Genomic DNA, 14735 nt, shown 5'->3' on the forward strand with positions numbered 1-14735 from the left:
ACGCCTGCCACCCGCGATGCGGTGGCAGGCGGAAAGGATCGGGAAGGGGTCAGGAACGCGCCTGCCGCGGCTGCCCGCCCTGCTCCGCATCCTGCTGCTTGTGCTTCTCCTTGATGCGCACCGCTTCCTTGCGCACCTCCGCCTGGGTGGCGCGCTCCTTCTGCAGCCACTCGGGGGACTCCGCCTTCAGCGCCTCGATCTGCTCGGTGGTGAGCGCCTCGCTGACCCCGCCGCGCGCGAGACCCGAGATGGAGATGCCCAGCTTGGCCGCGACCACCGGGCGCGGGTGCGGGCCGTTGCGCCGCAGCTCCTGCAGCCACGCGGGCGGGTCGGCCTGCAGCGCGTTGAGCTCGCCGCGCGAGACCACGCCCTCCCGGAACTCGGCGGGGGTGGCTTCGAGGTACACACCCAGCTTCTTGGCCGCGGTCGCGGGCTTCATGGTCTGGGCGTTCTGGTGCGACGTCATGGGGTCAAGGATATCGATCGCGTGCGCCGCTTCCGACCACGCCCGGTAATCTGGCCAGGTGACAGGCTCGGAAGCACAAGCAACTCCCTCGTTCCGGCTCGCGTACGTCCCGGGCGTGACCCCCGCCAAATGGGTGCGGATCTGGCAGGAGCGGCTGCCCGGCACCCCCATGGACCTCGTCCAGACGCCCGCCGCCGAGGCGCCCGACGTGCTGCGCCGCGGCGACGCGGACGCCGGTCTCGTGCGCCTGCCGGTCGACCGCACGTACTTCAGCGCGATCCCGCTCTACACCGAGACGACGGTCGTCGTGGTCCCGAAGGACCACGTCATCGCGGCGGTCGAGGAGGTGTCCGCCGAGGACCTGGCCGACGAGATCCTCTTCCACCCCCTCGACGACACCCTCGACTGGGAGCACCCGCCCGGGAAGCCCGCCTTCGAGCGGCCGGCGACGACGGCGGACGCCATCGAACTGGTGGCCGCCGGGGTGGGCCTGCTGCTCGTCCCGCAGTCGCTCGCCCGCCTGCACCACCGCAAGGACCTCACCTACCGGCCGGTCACGGACGTGCCCCAGTCGAGCGTCGTACTGTCGTGGCCCGAGGAGCGGACCACGGACCTGGTGGAGGACTTCATCGGGATCGTCCGCGGCCGCACCGTCAACAGCACCCGGGGCCGCCGCACCGCCGAGGAACCGGAGCGCAAGCCCGCGGGCACCGGCGGCGCACGGCGCAAGCCCGCCGGCGCCAAGCCCGCGGCCAAGTCCGGCGGCAAGCCGGCCGGCAAGGGCTCGCGCAGCGGCTCCGGCGGCACGAAGGGGAGCGCGAAGCGCGGCAAGCCGCGCCGCCGGGGCTAGGGCCTGTCGTCACATTCCCTAGCACCGGCGGCACCGCGACTCCGCGACACGGCGAAGCCGCGCCCGTATCCCGCCCGGCAGTGTCCGGCGTGGTCTTCTGTAACAGGGGCGCCGGTCCGGACTGCTGAGACAGGAGAGTCGCATGGGCGCTGACAGGATCGCGCTGGTGACGAGTGACGTCGGTGCCGAGCACGACGAGGACCTCCCCCTGCTCATCGAAGCCCTGCGCGCCGACGGCTGCGTCGCGGAGGCGGTGCCCTGGGACGCGGACTCCGTGCGCTGGGACCGGTTCGACCTGGCGGTCATCCGCTCGACCTGGGACTACGTGGACCGCCTCGGCGAATTCCTGGCGTGGGCCGACGCGACGGCCCACGCCACCCGGCTGCGGAACCCGGCACCCGTGGTGCGCTGGAACAGCGACAAGCACTACCTGCGCCACCTCGCCGAACGCGGAGTCCCGGTCGTCCCGACACGATGGCTCGAACCCGGCCGGCCGTGCAGCGAGGCGGACGTCGACGCGGCCGGGGGCGTGGTGGTCAAACCCGTGGTCTCCCTGGGCGCCCGCGACACCGCGCGCTACGAGCCCGACTGCGCCGCCGACGCCGTGGACCACGCCCGCATGCTCCTGGACCAGGGCCGCGCCGCGATGGTCCAGCCGTACCTGCGCCGCGTGGCGGAAGGCGAACGCGCCCTGGCCTTCTTCTCCGGCACCTTCAGCCATGCGATCCGCAAACAGCCCCTCCTGAGCGAACCGGGGGTGATCGACAACGACAGGGCACCCCACCCCGGCGTGACCCGCTACAAGCCGACCGAGACGGAGATCCGCACGGCGCTCCGGGCCCTGGCGGCGATTCCCGCACCGGATCCGCTGCTGTACGCCCGAGTGGACCTCGCGCTGAACGAGGCCGGCGACCCGGTGGTCATGGAACTGGAGCTCATCGAGCCCAACCTGTTCCTCCGGTACGACCCGCAGGCCCTGGAGCGCTTCGCCGAGGCCGTACGGACGGAGAGCCGCCGCAGGTCATGACGGGTCATGACGGTGCCAGGTCCCCCACGTGCCCGGTGGCGCCGTACTCGTCGAGCAGCAGACGCGCGCCGTCGCCATCCCACCGGGATATCGACGCGTTCGCCACGGGAGCGGCATCGGGCGCCGGGCTGCCGAGCCCGGCGAGGACATGACGCACGGCCACGATCACGGCGTCGTGGGCCACGACCAGAACCTCCAGCCCGGCTGCACCGTCGCGGACGGTGGTGGGGGTGACCAAGAGCTCCGCGGGAAGCGCGGTGCGTCGGCTACGGGCTCGTCGTGGCTGGTCGCGCAGTTCCCCGCGCCCCTTCGGGGCGCGATCACGCACCGGACTTCGTCGGCGAGCCCGCTTGGTTCGAGCGCGCCCGTCTCGCGCTTGCGCGGCCGTTTGTCCACCAGAACCAGCGGGGGAGCGAAGCCCCGTTCGCCGGCTTGGGAGACCGTGCCGTCCCAGGTCTGAAGGGCTCTCAGACAGGGGAGCAGACGACGCACAGCCCAGGCCCGAGAGCGGTACCTGCGGATCGGTGCAGTCCAGCGGCACTTCGACGGCCCCGGCCCGATCAAGACCGAAAGCCGTCCGGCGGAAACCGTAACCGTTGATACCGCTGTCATATCCCCGCTTGCATGGCCCTGCCCAAGACGTTCCAGACGTTTCAGCGGCTTCGGACACGTTGGGGAGGGAAACCTTGCGCCGGCCCAGAGCACGCGCAGGAAGACGCAGAGCAGGGACGGGCACCCCCACGGTTCCCCCGGCGGGGCCGCCCGCCTCCGACTCCGGAGTGCAGGGCTCCGGCGTCACATGATGTCGGCGACGTCGCCGGCAACTGGCCCGGCGGCATCAAGGAGTTCGCCTCGCCGGCCCCGGCCTTCGGCAAGGAGGCCACGGAGGCCGGCGCGGTGGACGCCCACCGGGCGGCGGGCAAGGCCTACGACTGCTACAGGACGGTCCACGGCCGGAACAGCCTCGACGGCCGCGGCATGACCGTCAACTCCCTCGTCGGTGTGCGCGATTACGGCGCACCGTACGTCAACGCCTTCTGGGACGGCACCAAGACGGTGTACGGCGGCGGCGACAGCGAGGCCTACTCGGTCTGGGCCGGGCGCACCGACTCGATGCACGTCGACGGGAAGACCGTGGTCTTCGAGGTCACCCTGCGGCACGTCGGCCAGCGCGTGGTGTACCTGCGGATGGGCGAGACGGATCCGACGTACATCACGCCGGGCGGCGACGGTTGGGGACGCGGCCCGTCCACGCAGCAGCCGTCCCTTGCCGACGGCCGGATCGCCTTCGCCGACTGGTACCACGAGAACCGCAAGTGGCGCACCGACCTTGAGGTCCTGGACACCGCGACGGGGAAGCGGACGGTGCTGCAGCAGCTCACGCCCCAGGAGACGGTCCACCGACCGCTGCCACCGGCCAGCACGTCTTATGGCTGACCAGGGACCACTGGCCCAGCGACATGACCGCGGTGCGCCGCGTGAACCTCGACGGCTCCGGTGCCGTCGACATCAGCCCGGGCAGCGGCAAGGACGCGCTGCAGGGCATCCGCCTGTCGGCCACCGAGAGCGTACGGCCGACAGCGGCACCCGGGTGGTGTGGCTCGATGCCACGACCGGCTCCACCGACCTCGTCACCTGTTCCCGCCCGGCCGCAGGGATGCGTGTCCCTGCGGCCGCGGCGTCGTTGAGGCAGGACGGGGTTCAGATGTTCGGAAGGAGACCCGGATGAGTGAACAGCAGCCCGATGAAATGGTCGACGACCGTGCGCTTCTGCTGGAAGCGACCGGCCCCGACGTCGCCCACCCCGGCGACGCCCTGCTCCTGCTCGCCGCACTGGCCGAGCAGAGCGACGACTTCCTGGCCGCCGCACTGCAGGGCGAGCCGGTGCCGGAGGACGAGCGCGCCGAGAACCACCGCCGCCGCGCGTACGTCTGGGTGCGCGTCGCCGAGCACCGGCCGGAGTTCGAGCCCGTCGCCGAGGCCGAGATCCGCGCGTGGCAGAAGGTCCGGGCCGACGAGGACAAGGAAGAGGACAAGGAAGCGGAGAGGAGAGAGGAGAAGGAAGAGGAGAAGGAAGAGAACGAGGACGACAAGGCCGCTGCCCCGGCCGGCGGGTGATGCCCTGACACCGGCCGGCAGGACATTTGTCACGACGGCCGCCCCACATCCCTCCCTGCCGTCCGGAGCCCCGCATTCGGCAGGCTTGTGCCATGAATGTGCACACCATCGCCCTGTACACCTGCGCGGCCGCCGTGGTCATGCCCGGTGCCGAGGTCATCACGGCACAGACGGGCCGGCGCCGGGTCGCTCCGCCCGAGCTGGTGCGCACGCTGTGGGGGCGTCCGGTGCCGTGGGCCGCCGCGGCACTGGTCGGCGTGATGGCGGTGATGGCGGTGGTGCAGACGGTCGTTCCCGGTGTCATGCCCCACCTGGAGCGCACACCCGATGGGCCGTGGTGGCGGGCGCTCACCGCGCTGCTCGTGCAGACCTCGGGCCCGGGCCAGCTCGCCTTCAACCTCGTCGCGGCCGCGGTCGTCGCCCCGGCCGCGCAGCGGCTGTTCGGCCCGGTCCGCATGCCGCTGCTCTTCGTGGCGAGCGGTGCCGCCGCACACGCGGTGAGCATGGCGGGCTGGAGCGTGCACGGCGGCGGCGACTCGGTCGGGCTGTGCGGCCTGGTCGGCGCCCTGGCGTGCGCGTACGCCCTGACCGGTGAACGCGCGCCGCTGCGCTGGCTCTCGCTGCCGGTCCCGGCCGCGGGCGTGGTGCTGTGCGTCCTTCAGAACAACCATGGCATCGGCGTCCTGACCGGCTCGCTCCTGGGCGCGGCCATCACCCTCGCGAGCAAGCGGAGTCGATTCCGGAGTCGATTCCGGAGTCGATTCCGGAGTTGAATCCGGTCACAGCGCCCGGCGCATGCAGGTCCGCGGCCACCGGTCCAGGCCGAGTGCCGCTTCGTGCCGGCGGATCCGCTCCAGGCCGGGGGTGAGTTCGCCGTCGTCCAGGGGCAGGAATCCCAGGCGCGCGTAGTAAGGGGCGTTCCACGGAACCTCGGTGAATGTGGTGAGGGTCAGCGCGGGCGCCCCCTCGCTCCTGGCCCGGGCGGCCAGCCGGTCCAGCAGGGACCGGCCGATACCGCGACGGGCGCTGCCCGGATGCACCGACACCTGCTCCACGTGGAGGTTGCCGTCGACGCGGTCCGCAATCAGATACGCGACGGGGACAGCGGCGTCGTCGACCGCGACCCAGGCCAGGCCGGCGCGCTGGTGGCGGGCGAGTTCGTCGGTCGAGGGAGGCGCGTCGTCGGCGATCTCCGGCATGCCGATCGCCCGGAAACACTCTCCGGCGGCTCTCTCGATGTCCTGGAGGACGGGCAGTTCGTCCAGGTGTGCTGCTCGGATACGCATGGATCCATTCTCCAAGGCCGGGTGGGGCGCCGTCCGCAGCGCATCCACGAGGTGGCTCAACCGGGAATTGCCGCGCACTGCCGCGCGGCGTCCGTGAGGTGCAGGGCGCGTTTGGCCAGCCACAGGTCGTGGCGGTCGCTGGGGGCGCGGAGCAGGGAGCGTCCGAGGAGTTCCTCGACGCGGGTGAGACGTTTGCGGACCGCCGTGGTCGACAGCGACAGCTCCGTGGCCGTGGGGGCGAGCCGGGCGTCGTTGCGCAGCCAGGCGTCCAGCGTGTGCCCGAGGCCGGTGGCGGGGGAGAGCGCCTCGACGGGGCGCAGCAGGTTGCGGGCCCACTCCACGGCGGCCGGCCGGGCCAGGAGGTCGTCGAGCGAGCGCGGCGCCGTGTCTCCGACCGTGCCGGGCCCTGCAGGGCGGGCCCGCGGGCCGGAGTCCGCGCGCAGGGCCAGCGCCAGGAGGGACTGGTCGGCGAGCCGGTCCAGGTCGAGGGACAGCAGGTCCTCCATGAGCCTCAGCCGGGCGGACAGGGTGTTCCGGTGGATCTTGAGGTAGGTGGTCGCCTGTGAGGAGAAAGCGAGCCAGGAGGTCGCTGTGACGGCGAGTTCTGCGCTGTCGGGGTCCTGGGGGCGCCGCGCGAAGTACGTGCGCAGGGGCGCCAGCACCTGCGCGGCCCACTCCCGCGCCGTCGGCCCGAGCACGAGGGCGGGATCGGGCCGGCAGGCGAACGTCGCCCATCGGTCCGTACGGCTGCGTGCCGTCACCAGGGCGTGGAAGGCCTGCGCGTAGCCGGTGGCCGCGTCGCGCAGGGGGACGGCCTCGCTCACGCCGACCGTGACGTCGCCCGGTGTCCCCGCGACGGCCGAGGCGAGTGCCGAGGCCTCCTCGGCACCTGCTCCGGGGGCCGACGGGGCCAGGACGAGCACGTGGTCCTCGTACACCGGGCACGGCACGACCCAGGCGCCGGGCGCGAGTTCGGCGCACCTGTGTGCCAGCGCATGACGCAGGCGGGGCGGGGCCTCGGCGACGAGGTAGCGGATCACGTCGGGCAGCGCCGGCTCCAGGACGTCCGCGATCTGCCGTGCGGTGGCGACATGACCGTTCATCAGCAGGTGCAGTACGGCTTCCCGGTTGCGCACCTCGGCGAGTTCCAGGCGGCGCAACTGCCGTTCGGTCTGTTCCGACGTCCAGCACAGGTCCAGGGCCGATGCCACGTCGGAGAGCAGCCGCGCCAGTCCGTCCGGAACCGGCCGGGGCGTGACGGCGGCGAGGGCGGGCGCGGAGTGTTTCCGCGTTCCGTTCAGGGAGACCAAGAGGGCCGTGCCGCTCTCCCCGTCGAGGGTCAGGGACCCCAGGCCGCGGGAGCGCAGTTCCTCCGCTCCGCTCCGGGCGAGTTCGGTGTGGCCCGCTGTTCCGGTGCCGCCTTCCTCGGCCAGGACCGTGCCGTCGGTGGCGATCAGCAGTACGCGAACTCCGGTGCGCCCGGCGAGCCATCGCAGCAGGGACCGGGTGCCGCCCCTGCGGGCGGAGCGGTGCATGGCCAGCACGTCGTCGGCTCTGCGGCCGCGCGGGTCGGACAAGAATGTCTCGTGTGCCCGGACTTGCATATTACCCCCCAGTATATGTGCGCCGCAGACTACCCGTTCGGGCGGACAGCGTGCATTCCGGTATCGGAGGTGTGATCCCGCCGTGCGGGGAGGAACCGAGAGCGATCAGGGCACCACCCCGGATTCCGGGGCGGAGGCGGAGGGGAGCGCCCTGCCCCGGTTTGATAGAAATGGCCGTCGGACGACAGACCGACGACCGACCACACGCCGGGTGCCGGAAAGGCGTTCGCGGCCGAGTGGGCCCGACTGCCCGAGGAGTACCCCGCGGTGAACGATGCCGCAGACCGAAGCCCCCTGCAGTCCCACGAGCAGCAGCCCGCCGACGGCAGCGCCGTCACTGCGCCTGCACCCCGGTACGGCGGTGCGCCCGCACCGGCCACCACGTCCTCGGCCAGGATCGTCGGCATGGTCGTGGCCGCGCTCCTCGCCTTCGCGGCCGTCGTGGCCGCCGGCGTCTGGTGGTTGTGGCCCGCTCTGGGCGTGCGCCCGGGCGGATGGCACCGCGGGCCGGAGGCCGGCAAGGGATCGTGGAGCGTGCCCTACATGCCGACCGGCGCGGAGCACCCGCAGATGATCCGCGGCGTCTGGTTCACGGACAAGGCCGTCGTCAAGGCCCTGCCGGACGGCGTCCACGCCTACGAACCGGACAGCGGCAAGGAGTTGTGGACCGTCCGCAACCCCGACGGCGCCAGGCTCTGCCAGGCGTCCACCGACTCCACCGGCGACGTCGCCGTCTTCGCCCGCGGCAAGGGGGACACCTGCTCCACCTTCGTCGCCGTCGACCTGGCCTCCGGCAAGGCGCTCTGGGAGCACACCCTCGACGCCGACGACAAGGTCATCGGCGCCGGCGACAAGATTGCCCGCAGCGGTGACACCGTGGTCGTCTCGGCGGCCGGGCACCGCACCAGCGCTCTGCGGGTCGCCGACGGCACCCTGCTGTGGAAGGAGACGGATGAACTCCTCGGCGGCGAGGACTGCCACGGCACCCATGGCAACATCAGCATGGGCTACACCGGCGGCCGCCGGCTCGTCCGTCTGCAGTCCTGCTGGAACGAGGCCCGCGACACCGTCTACGACGCCGTCGGCGTCGACCCCGCCACCGGACGCCCCCAGTGGGCCTACCGGCTCGGCGAACACGGCGGCGAGGCCAAGGTACTTGCCACCTCACCGGTCGTCGTCAACGTGCCCGAGTCCCGCGACATGAAGCAGCTGCGTCCGGTGGTGCTCGACGACGACGGCCGGCTCCGCACCCGCCTCGCCGGCGGCTCCGACACCGACCGCGAACTGCTGACCACCGACGGCAGCCCCGCCGCCAACGTCCAGATCAAGGGCGACAAGATCTTCGTCGTGGCGCAGAGCAAGGAGACGGACGCGACCGACAACAACAAGATGGTCGCCTGGTCGCTGACGAACGGACAGCGTCTGTGGGAGCAGCGGTCGCGCGGCTACCTGCAGGACTTCTACGCCGTCGCCTCGGACACCGACGACGTCCTGGCCTACATGGCGGGCAACATTCACGACCCTGCCCGGCTCGTGCGCTTCGATCCCGCAACAGGCCGTCAGACGCTGGTGCGCCGCTACGCACCGACGCCCCGAACCGCATGGATCGGCTCCGACCCGCTGGCCCTGGTCGGCCACGGGCGGCTGTACCTCTCGGCGGGCTACGTCAGCGAGAAGCCGGGACAGGCACCGAAGGCGCGGCAGAAGGCACTGATCTCCCTGCCGGCTTCCTGAGGACGGCAGCGGGGCAGGGCGCGATGCGGCGGCATGCGCCCTGCCGGCGTCAGGCCCTGCGGTCCGCGAAGGGACCGCCGTCGCCGAACGCCAGCCCCGCGAAGCGTTCACCGATGAGGCGGTGGGTGGCGGTGTCCGGGTGGAGCCCGTCGGGCAGCGGCAGTTCGGCCGAGTCGGCCCGGCCGTAGAGCTCGCGGCCGTCGAGGTAGTGCAGGTTCGGATCGTCGGCCGCGCGCTGCCGCACGATGCGGGCCAGTTCGTCCCGGACGACGCCCAGGGTCAGCTTCCCGCTCGCGCGCTCCGCCGGATCACCCGCGGCCCGGAACTGCAGCCGCCCGGCGGCGAGGGCGGTGAAATCCGGGGCGCTGGGCCCCGGGGTGTCCTCGTGGATGGGGCACAGGACGGGCGAGACGACCAGCAGCGGTGCGGCGGGGTGGCCCTCGCGGACGGTGTCGAGGAAGCCGTGGACGGCAGGGCCGAAGGCGCGCAGGCGCATCAGGTCGGTGTTGACGACATTGATGCCGATCTTGACGCTGATCAGGTCGGCGGGGGTGTCCCGCAGGGTGCGGGCGGTGAACGGGTCGAGCAGCGCGCTGCCGCCCAGGCCCAGGTTGACCAGTTCCACGCCGCCGAGGGACGCGGCGCGCGCGGGCCATATGGTCGTGGGGCTCGCGGCGTCGGAACCGTGGCTGATCGAACTGCCGTGGTGCAGCCACACCATGCGGCCGCGGTCCGGCGCGGGCCCGACCGGGGCGTCGGTGCGCAGGGCGACGAGTTCGGTGGTCTCGTTGTGCGGCAGCCAGATCTCGACGTCCTTGTCCCGGCCGGGCAGGCCGGAGAAGCGGAGGGTGCCGACCGGTCCGGGCCGGCTCTCGGCGGTTCCGGTCGTCATGTCGATGGTCAGGGTGTTGCCGCCGGCCACACCGGCCTGATCGGCCAACTGCCCGTCGACGAGCAGGTCGTACACGCCGTCCGGACGGGGCGGCGCACCCACGTGGACGCGCTTGGTGGGCAGCGTGTCCAGCTCGACGGCGGTGGCCCGGGTCCGGAAGACGAGCCGTACGCCGGAGGGCTGGGCCTCGGCCATGGCGAGCTGACCGTCGGTGCACTGGGCGCGGGCCCACGCGGGCAGCCGGTGCGGCAGCACCCCGTGCGCGGTGTGCTCCAACTCAAGGGCGCCGCGCAGGAGATCCGCGGTGATGGGCGTGGTGATCCAGTCGTGATCGTTGTGCTTGCCGTGCTTGGTGGTGTTCATGCTCTCGTCTTGCCGATCGACGTTTGCGGATGACGGAGATGCAGGGTGCGCGGCGCGGGGCTAGGGCCCCGCGGGCCAGTTGCGCAGCAGGGCGTCGAGGGAGTCCAGGATCCGGGACCACGATTCCTGCGAGTCGGGGGCGCTGTGACTGAACCCTCCGCCCGCCTCCAGGCTGACGTAGCCGTGGAAGACGCTGCCCAACAGCCGGACCGCGTGCGTCTGGTCGGGCTCCTCCAGGTCGTAGCCGCGCAGGATCGCCCGCATCATCCGCGCGTGCCTGACGCCGGCGCTGGCGGCAGCCGTCTCCGCGTCGAGCCGGAGCTGAGCCGCGGCGTAGCGGCCGGGATGCTCCCGGGCGTAGTCGCGGAGGACGTTCGCGAAAGCGGTCAGGGCGTCCTTGCCGGCCCGCCCGGCCATGGCGTCGGCGGCCCGGTCGGCGAGTTCCTCCAGCGCGAGCAGGGTGATCCGGGTCTTGAGGTCCTGGGAGCTCTTCAGGTGCGAGTACAGGCTCGCGACCTTGACGTCGAATCGCCGGGCGAGCGCCGAGACGGTCACCTGCTCGAAGCCGACCTCGTCGGCCAGCTCCGCCCCCGCCCGGGTCAGGCGTTCCGCGGTCAGTCCTGCGCGCGCCATGTCTCTCCTCCTGGTCCTCGTGTGGACAGAAGTGATTATGCATTTGCCTAAACCCTTTAGGCAAACGACCCTGCTCTTCAGGAAGTGGAGGAGCGGGGGAGGGGGGTGATGATCTTCCGGCTACCATGCGACGCACCGCCTGTGTCTACGAGAGGTTCCGACGCTGTGACGTCCGACGAATGCTGGGTCGTGGCAGGGCTCGGAAACCCGGGACCGTGGTTCGGCGGGACGCGGCACAACGCCGGCTTCCTGGCCGTCGACCATCTCGCCCGGCGGCATGGAGCGGCGTTCAGGTGGCACAGGGCCCGCTGCCGTCTGGCGGAGATCGAGGTCGACGGCAGGCGCGTGATCCTGGCCAAGCCGCAGTGGTTCATCAACCTTTCGGGCAACCCTGTCGCCGCCGTACTGCAGGCCTACGGTGTTCCGGCGGAGCGGCTTCTCGTGGTGTACGACGACATGGCGTTCCGGTTCGGCGCCGTCAGGATGAAGCGCGGCGGCGGCGCGGGCGGGCACAACGGGGTGCGCTCGGTGACCGAGGCCCTGGGAACCCAGGACTACGCGCGGCTCCGGTTCGGCATCGGCCGCCCGCCGCAGGGGCAGAAGGCCGGTCAGTTCGTCCTGCAGAATTTCTCGGAATCCGAACGGACCGGCCTTCCGCCGCTGTTGGACCGTTGCGCGGACACGGTCGAAGCTCTCGTCGTCCACGGCCTGGACAAGGCGCAGACCGCGCTGCACACCGCCCAGGCCCAGGTGTGACGGGCACGCGCGCGACCGGTCAGGCCAGCTGGTCCCCCCAACCACCCTGGATCATGGTCTGGAACGCCCACGAGTCGCCCTGCCGGACAAGGATGTCCGCGTAGCGCAGCCGCTGTGTCCGCCCCTCCGCGGTCATGACCGAGTCGGTGAAGACCACGGCGAGGGAGGGGCCGAGAAAGACCGGGGTGCGGGTGGAGTCGAAGGTGATGCCCTCGTCGCCGTCCCCCATGATGCGGGTCATGGCTGCGACGAACTGCTGCCGGTCCCACTGGGCGCTCGCCCCCTGCCCCGCGGAGTCGTCGCTCACGAGGTTGAGCGGGAAGACCGCGACGTCGGCCATGGCCTCGATGTCGCGTCGGCCGCTGGCTGCGTCGTAGGCGGCGAACCACTCCTGGATTTCGGACAGTTCCTCGTCGGTGGGGCAGTAGCCGGTGTCGGGCAGAACCGTCACGATCTCTCCTCCATGCTGGTGCACACATGAGACGTACCGGCAGCAGTGTCAGGCGTGCCGGATCTACTGCCACGAAGGTAGGTCGGAGCGATTCATTAGTCAAACTTGATTAGTCTGCCTGCTCGGCAGACGAACCGGACGAGGGAGCGCAGCGGCCGCACCAGTGCCAGCAGCACACCGGCAACGGGCAGCGCCAGCAGCAGGATCTGGAGGCAGGCCGAGAGCACTGCGAGCGGCTGAAGGCCCGCCGTGTCGGCGCGTGCGATCAGCAGGGCCGCTGTCTGCCAGTCCGCCTGCAGCAGTTGGGGCAGATTGACGACCACCAAGCCCAACTGGAGAGTGAGCGCCGGAACCAGGAACAGGACCCATACGGTGACGACGATTTGCGGCCACCTCTTGAGGCCCCGAAGCCGGTCGTCCTGAGGCCTGCGCAGCAGGACCCGCTTGAGGATGGGGGCGATGTATTTGAAGAGGTCGGGAATGCCGACCAGGTCCGCGACGATGTAATAGCCGTCGAACCGCAGCGTGGGAAGCAGCTGTTGAACGATTTCCAGATGGACGGAGAGGATCGCCACGAGAAGCAGCGGGAATCCGGTGAGTGCGTAAACGCCCAGCAGCCCGAGAGTGAACAGCGCGTTGAAGTAGACGCCACCCAAGTCGGCCCGGATGCGCCCGGCGCGGCCCAGCCGATAGGAGTTGGTGATGTCGGTGTAGAAGGCGGGCCACACGAGATAGATGCCGCACCCCATGGCGCCCGGCCGCACGCCCCCGTACCGGCACGCTGCGCCGTGGCCCAGTTCGTGAAAGGCGCACGAGGCGACGGCCAGCAGAACGACGAGGAGAACGCTGGACGGGGCCGACAGCACTTCCTGCAGTGCGGCACCGGTGTTCTGCGTCGTCCACAGCCACGCTTCACCCGCCACGAAGGCACAGATGCCGAGCGCGGCGAGCAGCGGGCGGAACAGCCACGCGAAGAGCCCCGAGAGAAACCAGGTGACGTGCTCGGGGACGACCGCCAGTCGGAAACGGAAGGAGAGGAACGGGTCGGTCCTGGGCGTGGGCGGAGGCGGCGAACCGTCGCTGTGGGTGGTGATGCCGAGCGGCGCGAGTTTCTCGTCGATGAGGAATGCGACGTGCGCGGCGGTGAATTGCCGGCCCGACTCCCGGCTGAGCTCGTCCGCCACCAGCGCCGTGATCGTCCGGCCTTCGTCCGGTGGTCCGTCCTGACGCTCCCGGTGCCGGCCGTCCAGCGCTCTGACGACCCGGTACAACAGGACCGGGAGCCGCACGAGCTGACCGTCGGGGCGGCAGACCAGATGGGGCGGTTCGCGGTAGCCGGAGTCCTCGAACTCGCCGACCAGCTCCGTCCCGTCCAGCAGCCCGGGCTCCCCGACCCGGCCGTCCGGAGTTCGCCGCCGCCCCGGCGGTGACCCGGCCTCGCCGGTGCGCGGAGCGGATGGCAGGGACATGGGCGCTCTCCAGGAACGACGGGGCGGGCGGACGGCCTGCGACGGCGGGGGGAGGGCCGGGTGCACCCGGCCCTCCCCGGCGGCTGCGGAGAGCCGCCGGCCGATCAGTGGCTCGAGATGGCCGCGGGGGTGCAGGTCATGTTGCTGGCAGGGTTCTCGGAGCCCAGGCCGAGCGAACCGAGCAGCCCCGGGGTTCCCTGCCGGTCGATGGACTGGCAGGACGACAGGATCGTGGTGCCGTGGTCACTGGGGGCGGGGGCGAAGACGCCGCCGCCCGTGGCCGCCGCGGAGCTGCTGCTGCCGGCGCCGGCGCTGCTGCCGGGGCCACCGCCGTGGTTGAACGGAGTGGCCAGGACGCCCAGGACGGTCCGCTCGGGCAGCACCTCGCCCGCGATCTTGTCGAGCTCCTCGAAGCTGATGGGGTTCTCCATGCCGTTCCCTTTCTCTCGTTTCCGCGGTTTCCGCATTCGGATCGCCGGAGCGGCGACCCGAAATCGCCCTCGAAGAGCCCTCGTTGCAGAGGGCGTCAAGGACGAATCCTTGTTTTCCGGCGACGTGCAGGCGCAGGAAGGCGTACGAAAGCATCTGAAGGCGTCTGAAGCATGCGGATGCGTTCGACTTTCCGCGTGCGCGCTGCTGGTTGTCGTCGGCGGTGATACGGCGAAACTGAACAGGGCGAGCTGTCACCCGTGAACCAATCGGCCGGGCCGGTCAGTTCCGTGGAAAATCGATCGGTGAAAGTTGATCGGTGAAGTCGGGAAGTCGATGAATCCGGTGCGGCAGTCAGTGATGGGAAATGGCCGCGGGAATACAGGTGGTGGTGTACCCAGGAGTGCTCGGAGCCAATCCCAACGCGACGAGAAGACCCGGGCCGGGCGCATCCTGCCGGTACTGACAGGCATAGGCCACCGTCGTCCCGTGGTCCGTTCTCACCAGCATCGGGTACACGGCCTGTTCGGCGCCTGCCGGCGAGACGCTCGACAGCGCGATCCGCGGCGGAAGCTCCTCCCCGCATACCCGGTCGAGCTCTCCGAAGGTCACGGCGGACCCCATTCCTGGTTCCCTCCCTCTGGGACGACGCCGTCG

Annotated in this window: 17 protein-coding genes; 7 read left to right on the forward strand and 10 right to left on the reverse strand. The window is 71.3% G+C overall.

The features are described 5' to 3' along the window. Positions 1–49: 49 nt before the first annotated feature. Positions 50–466 carry a DUF5997 family protein gene (locus ACMATS_RS35635; RefSeq protein WP_336412049.1) on the reverse strand — a complete coding sequence of 139 codons (417 nt, stop codon included), beginning with the start codon at positions 464–466 and terminating at the stop codon, positions 50–52. 58 nt (positions 467–524) lie between these two features. Between ACMATS_RS35635 and ACMATS_RS35640 the strand changes: the two genes are divergently transcribed. Further along, a complete protein-coding gene (locus ACMATS_RS35640) occupies positions 525–1316 on the forward strand; it encodes a LysR family transcriptional regulator substrate-binding protein (protein ID WP_390775239.1) in 792 nt (263 codons plus the stop codon). Positions 1317–1458: 142 nt separating this feature from the next. After that, positions 1459–2343: an ATP-grasp domain-containing protein gene (locus ACMATS_RS35645; protein WP_390775238.1), complete on the forward strand. Its 885-nt coding sequence runs from the start codon at positions 1459–1461 to the stop codon at positions 2341–2343. A gap of 4 nt (positions 2344–2347) precedes the next feature. Here the strand turns inward: ACMATS_RS35645 and ACMATS_RS35650 are convergent, their stop codons facing one another. Continuing rightward, complete coding sequence (locus ACMATS_RS35650) at positions 2348–2581, reverse strand: hypothetical protein (protein ID WP_414170335.1); 234 nt, start codon at positions 2579–2581, stop codon at positions 2348–2350. Positions 2582–2967: 386 nt separating this feature from the next. Here ACMATS_RS35650 and ACMATS_RS35655 point away from each other — a divergent pair, with 386 nt between their 5' ends. The 3 genes from ACMATS_RS35655 (at position 2968) to ACMATS_RS35665 (ending at position 5234) form a co-directional block, all read left to right on the forward strand. Beyond that, the gene (locus ACMATS_RS35655) at positions 2968–3780 is read left to right on the forward strand and encodes a hypothetical protein (RefSeq protein ID WP_414170336.1); all 813 of its coding nucleotides are present in this window, start codon (positions 2968–2970) and stop codon (positions 3778–3780) included. Between the two features lie 288 nt (positions 3781–4068). Then, complete coding sequence (locus ACMATS_RS35660; protein WP_414170337.1) at positions 4069–4461, forward strand: hypothetical protein; 393 nt, start codon at positions 4069–4071, stop codon at positions 4459–4461. Between the two features lie 92 nt (positions 4462–4553). Further along, on the forward strand, positions 4554–5234 hold the full coding sequence (locus tag ACMATS_RS35665; protein ID WP_414170338.1) for a rhomboid family intramembrane serine protease: 681 nt from the start codon (positions 4554–4556) through the stop codon (positions 5232–5234). A gap of 6 nt (positions 5235–5240) precedes the next feature. On the opposite strand, the gene ACMATS_RS35670 is transcribed toward ACMATS_RS35665, so the two are convergent. Then, complete coding sequence (locus ACMATS_RS35670; protein WP_414170339.1) at positions 5241–5747, reverse strand: GNAT family N-acetyltransferase; 507 nt, start codon at positions 5745–5747, stop codon at positions 5241–5243. A 56-nt stretch (positions 5748–5803) separates the two neighbouring features. Then, a complete protein-coding gene (locus tag ACMATS_RS35675; RefSeq protein WP_414170340.1) occupies positions 5804–7324 on the reverse strand; it encodes a helix-turn-helix domain-containing protein in 1521 nt (506 codons plus the stop codon). A 294-nt stretch (positions 7325–7618) separates the two neighbouring features. On the opposite strand from ACMATS_RS35675, the gene ACMATS_RS35680 reads away from it, so the two are divergent. Next, positions 7619–9085 carry a PQQ-binding-like beta-propeller repeat protein gene (locus ACMATS_RS35680; protein ID WP_414170341.1) on the forward strand — a complete coding sequence of 489 codons (1467 nt, stop codon included), beginning with the start codon at positions 7619–7621 and terminating at the stop codon, positions 9083–9085. 49 nt (positions 9086–9134) lie between these two features. Here the strand turns inward: ACMATS_RS35680 and ACMATS_RS35685 are convergent, their stop codons facing one another. Further along, positions 9135–10340 carry a GDSL-type esterase/lipase family protein gene (locus tag ACMATS_RS35685; RefSeq protein ID WP_414170342.1) on the reverse strand — a complete coding sequence of 402 codons (1206 nt, stop codon included), beginning with the start codon at positions 10338–10340 and terminating at the stop codon, positions 9135–9137. 60 nt (positions 10341–10400) lie between these two features. Beyond that, positions 10401–10973, reverse strand: coding sequence for a TetR/AcrR family transcriptional regulator (locus tag ACMATS_RS35690; protein ID WP_391157140.1), 573 nt, complete (start codon positions 10971–10973; stop codon positions 10401–10403). Between the two features lie 165 nt (positions 10974–11138). On the opposite strand from ACMATS_RS35690, the gene pth reads away from it, so the two are divergent. After that, positions 11139–11729: an aminoacyl-tRNA hydrolase gene (gene pth, locus ACMATS_RS35695; protein WP_414170343.1), complete on the forward strand. Its 591-nt coding sequence runs from the start codon at positions 11139–11141 to the stop codon at positions 11727–11729. A gap of 19 nt (positions 11730–11748) precedes the next feature. Here the strand turns inward: pth and ACMATS_RS35700 are convergent, their stop codons facing one another. The 4 genes from ACMATS_RS35700 to ACMATS_RS35715 all read right to left on the reverse strand — a co-directional run bounded on the left by ACMATS_RS35700 (position 11749) and on the right by ACMATS_RS35715 (position 14690). Beyond that, positions 11749–12180 carry a nuclear transport factor 2 family protein gene (locus ACMATS_RS35700; protein ID WP_390775227.1) on the reverse strand — a complete coding sequence of 144 codons (432 nt, stop codon included), beginning with the start codon at positions 12178–12180 and terminating at the stop codon, positions 11749–11751. A 95-nt stretch (positions 12181–12275) separates the two neighbouring features. Further along, entirely contained in the window at positions 12276–13649 is a 1374-nt protein-coding gene (locus ACMATS_RS35705; RefSeq protein WP_414170344.1) for a hypothetical protein, read from the reverse strand. 104 nt (positions 13650–13753) lie between these two features. Continuing rightward, the gene (locus tag ACMATS_RS35710; RefSeq protein WP_390775225.1) at positions 13754–14080 is read right to left on the reverse strand and encodes a hypothetical protein; all 327 of its coding nucleotides are present in this window, start codon (positions 14078–14080) and stop codon (positions 13754–13756) included. 352 nt (positions 14081–14432) lie between these two features. Continuing rightward, complete coding sequence (locus ACMATS_RS35715) at positions 14433–14690, reverse strand: hypothetical protein (RefSeq protein WP_390775224.1); 258 nt, start codon at positions 14688–14690, stop codon at positions 14433–14435. Positions 14691–14735 lie beyond the last annotated feature (45 nt).

The organism is Streptoverticillium reticulum, from assembly GCF_047456005.1.
GTDB lineage: Bacteria > Actinomycetota > Actinomycetes > Streptomycetales > Streptomycetaceae > Streptomyces > Streptomyces reticulum.

Excerpts from the sequence above, each read along its gene's own strand:
- ACMATS_RS35635 (WP_336412049.1), bottom strand. The coding sequence starts at position 466 with ATGACGTCGCACCAGAACGCCCAGACCATGAAGCCCGCGACCGCGGCC.
- ACMATS_RS35645 (WP_390775238.1), top strand. The coding sequence starts at position 1,459 with ATGGGCGCTGACAGGATCGCGCTGGTGACGAGTGACGTCGGTGCCGAG.
- ACMATS_RS35655 (WP_414170336.1), top strand. The coding sequence starts at position 2,968 with ATGGCCCTGCCCAAGACGTTCCAGACGTTTCAGCGGCTTCGGACACGT.
- ACMATS_RS35660 (WP_414170337.1), top strand. The coding sequence starts at position 4,069 with ATGAGTGAACAGCAGCCCGATGAAATGGTCGACGACCGTGCGCTTCTG.
- ACMATS_RS35665 (WP_414170338.1), top strand. The coding sequence starts at position 4,554 with ATGAATGTGCACACCATCGCCCTGTACACCTGCGCGGCCGCCGTGGTC.
- ACMATS_RS35670 (WP_414170339.1), bottom strand. The coding sequence starts at position 5,747 with ATGCGTATCCGAGCAGCACACCTGGACGAACTGCCCGTCCTCCAGGAC.
- ACMATS_RS35685 (WP_414170342.1), bottom strand. The coding sequence starts at position 10,340 with ATGAACACCACCAAGCACGGCAAGCACAACGATCACGACTGGATCACC.
- ACMATS_RS35690 (WP_391157140.1), bottom strand. The coding sequence starts at position 10,973 with ATGGCGCGCGCAGGACTGACCGCGGAACGCCTGACCCGGGCGGGGGCG.
- ACMATS_RS35705 (WP_414170344.1), bottom strand. The coding sequence starts at position 13,649 with ATGTCCCTGCCATCCGCTCCGCGCACCGGCGAGGCCGGGTCACCGCCG.
- ACMATS_RS35710 (WP_390775225.1), bottom strand. The coding sequence starts at position 14,080 with ATGGAGAACCCCATCAGCTTCGAGGAGCTCGACAAGATCGCGGGCGAG.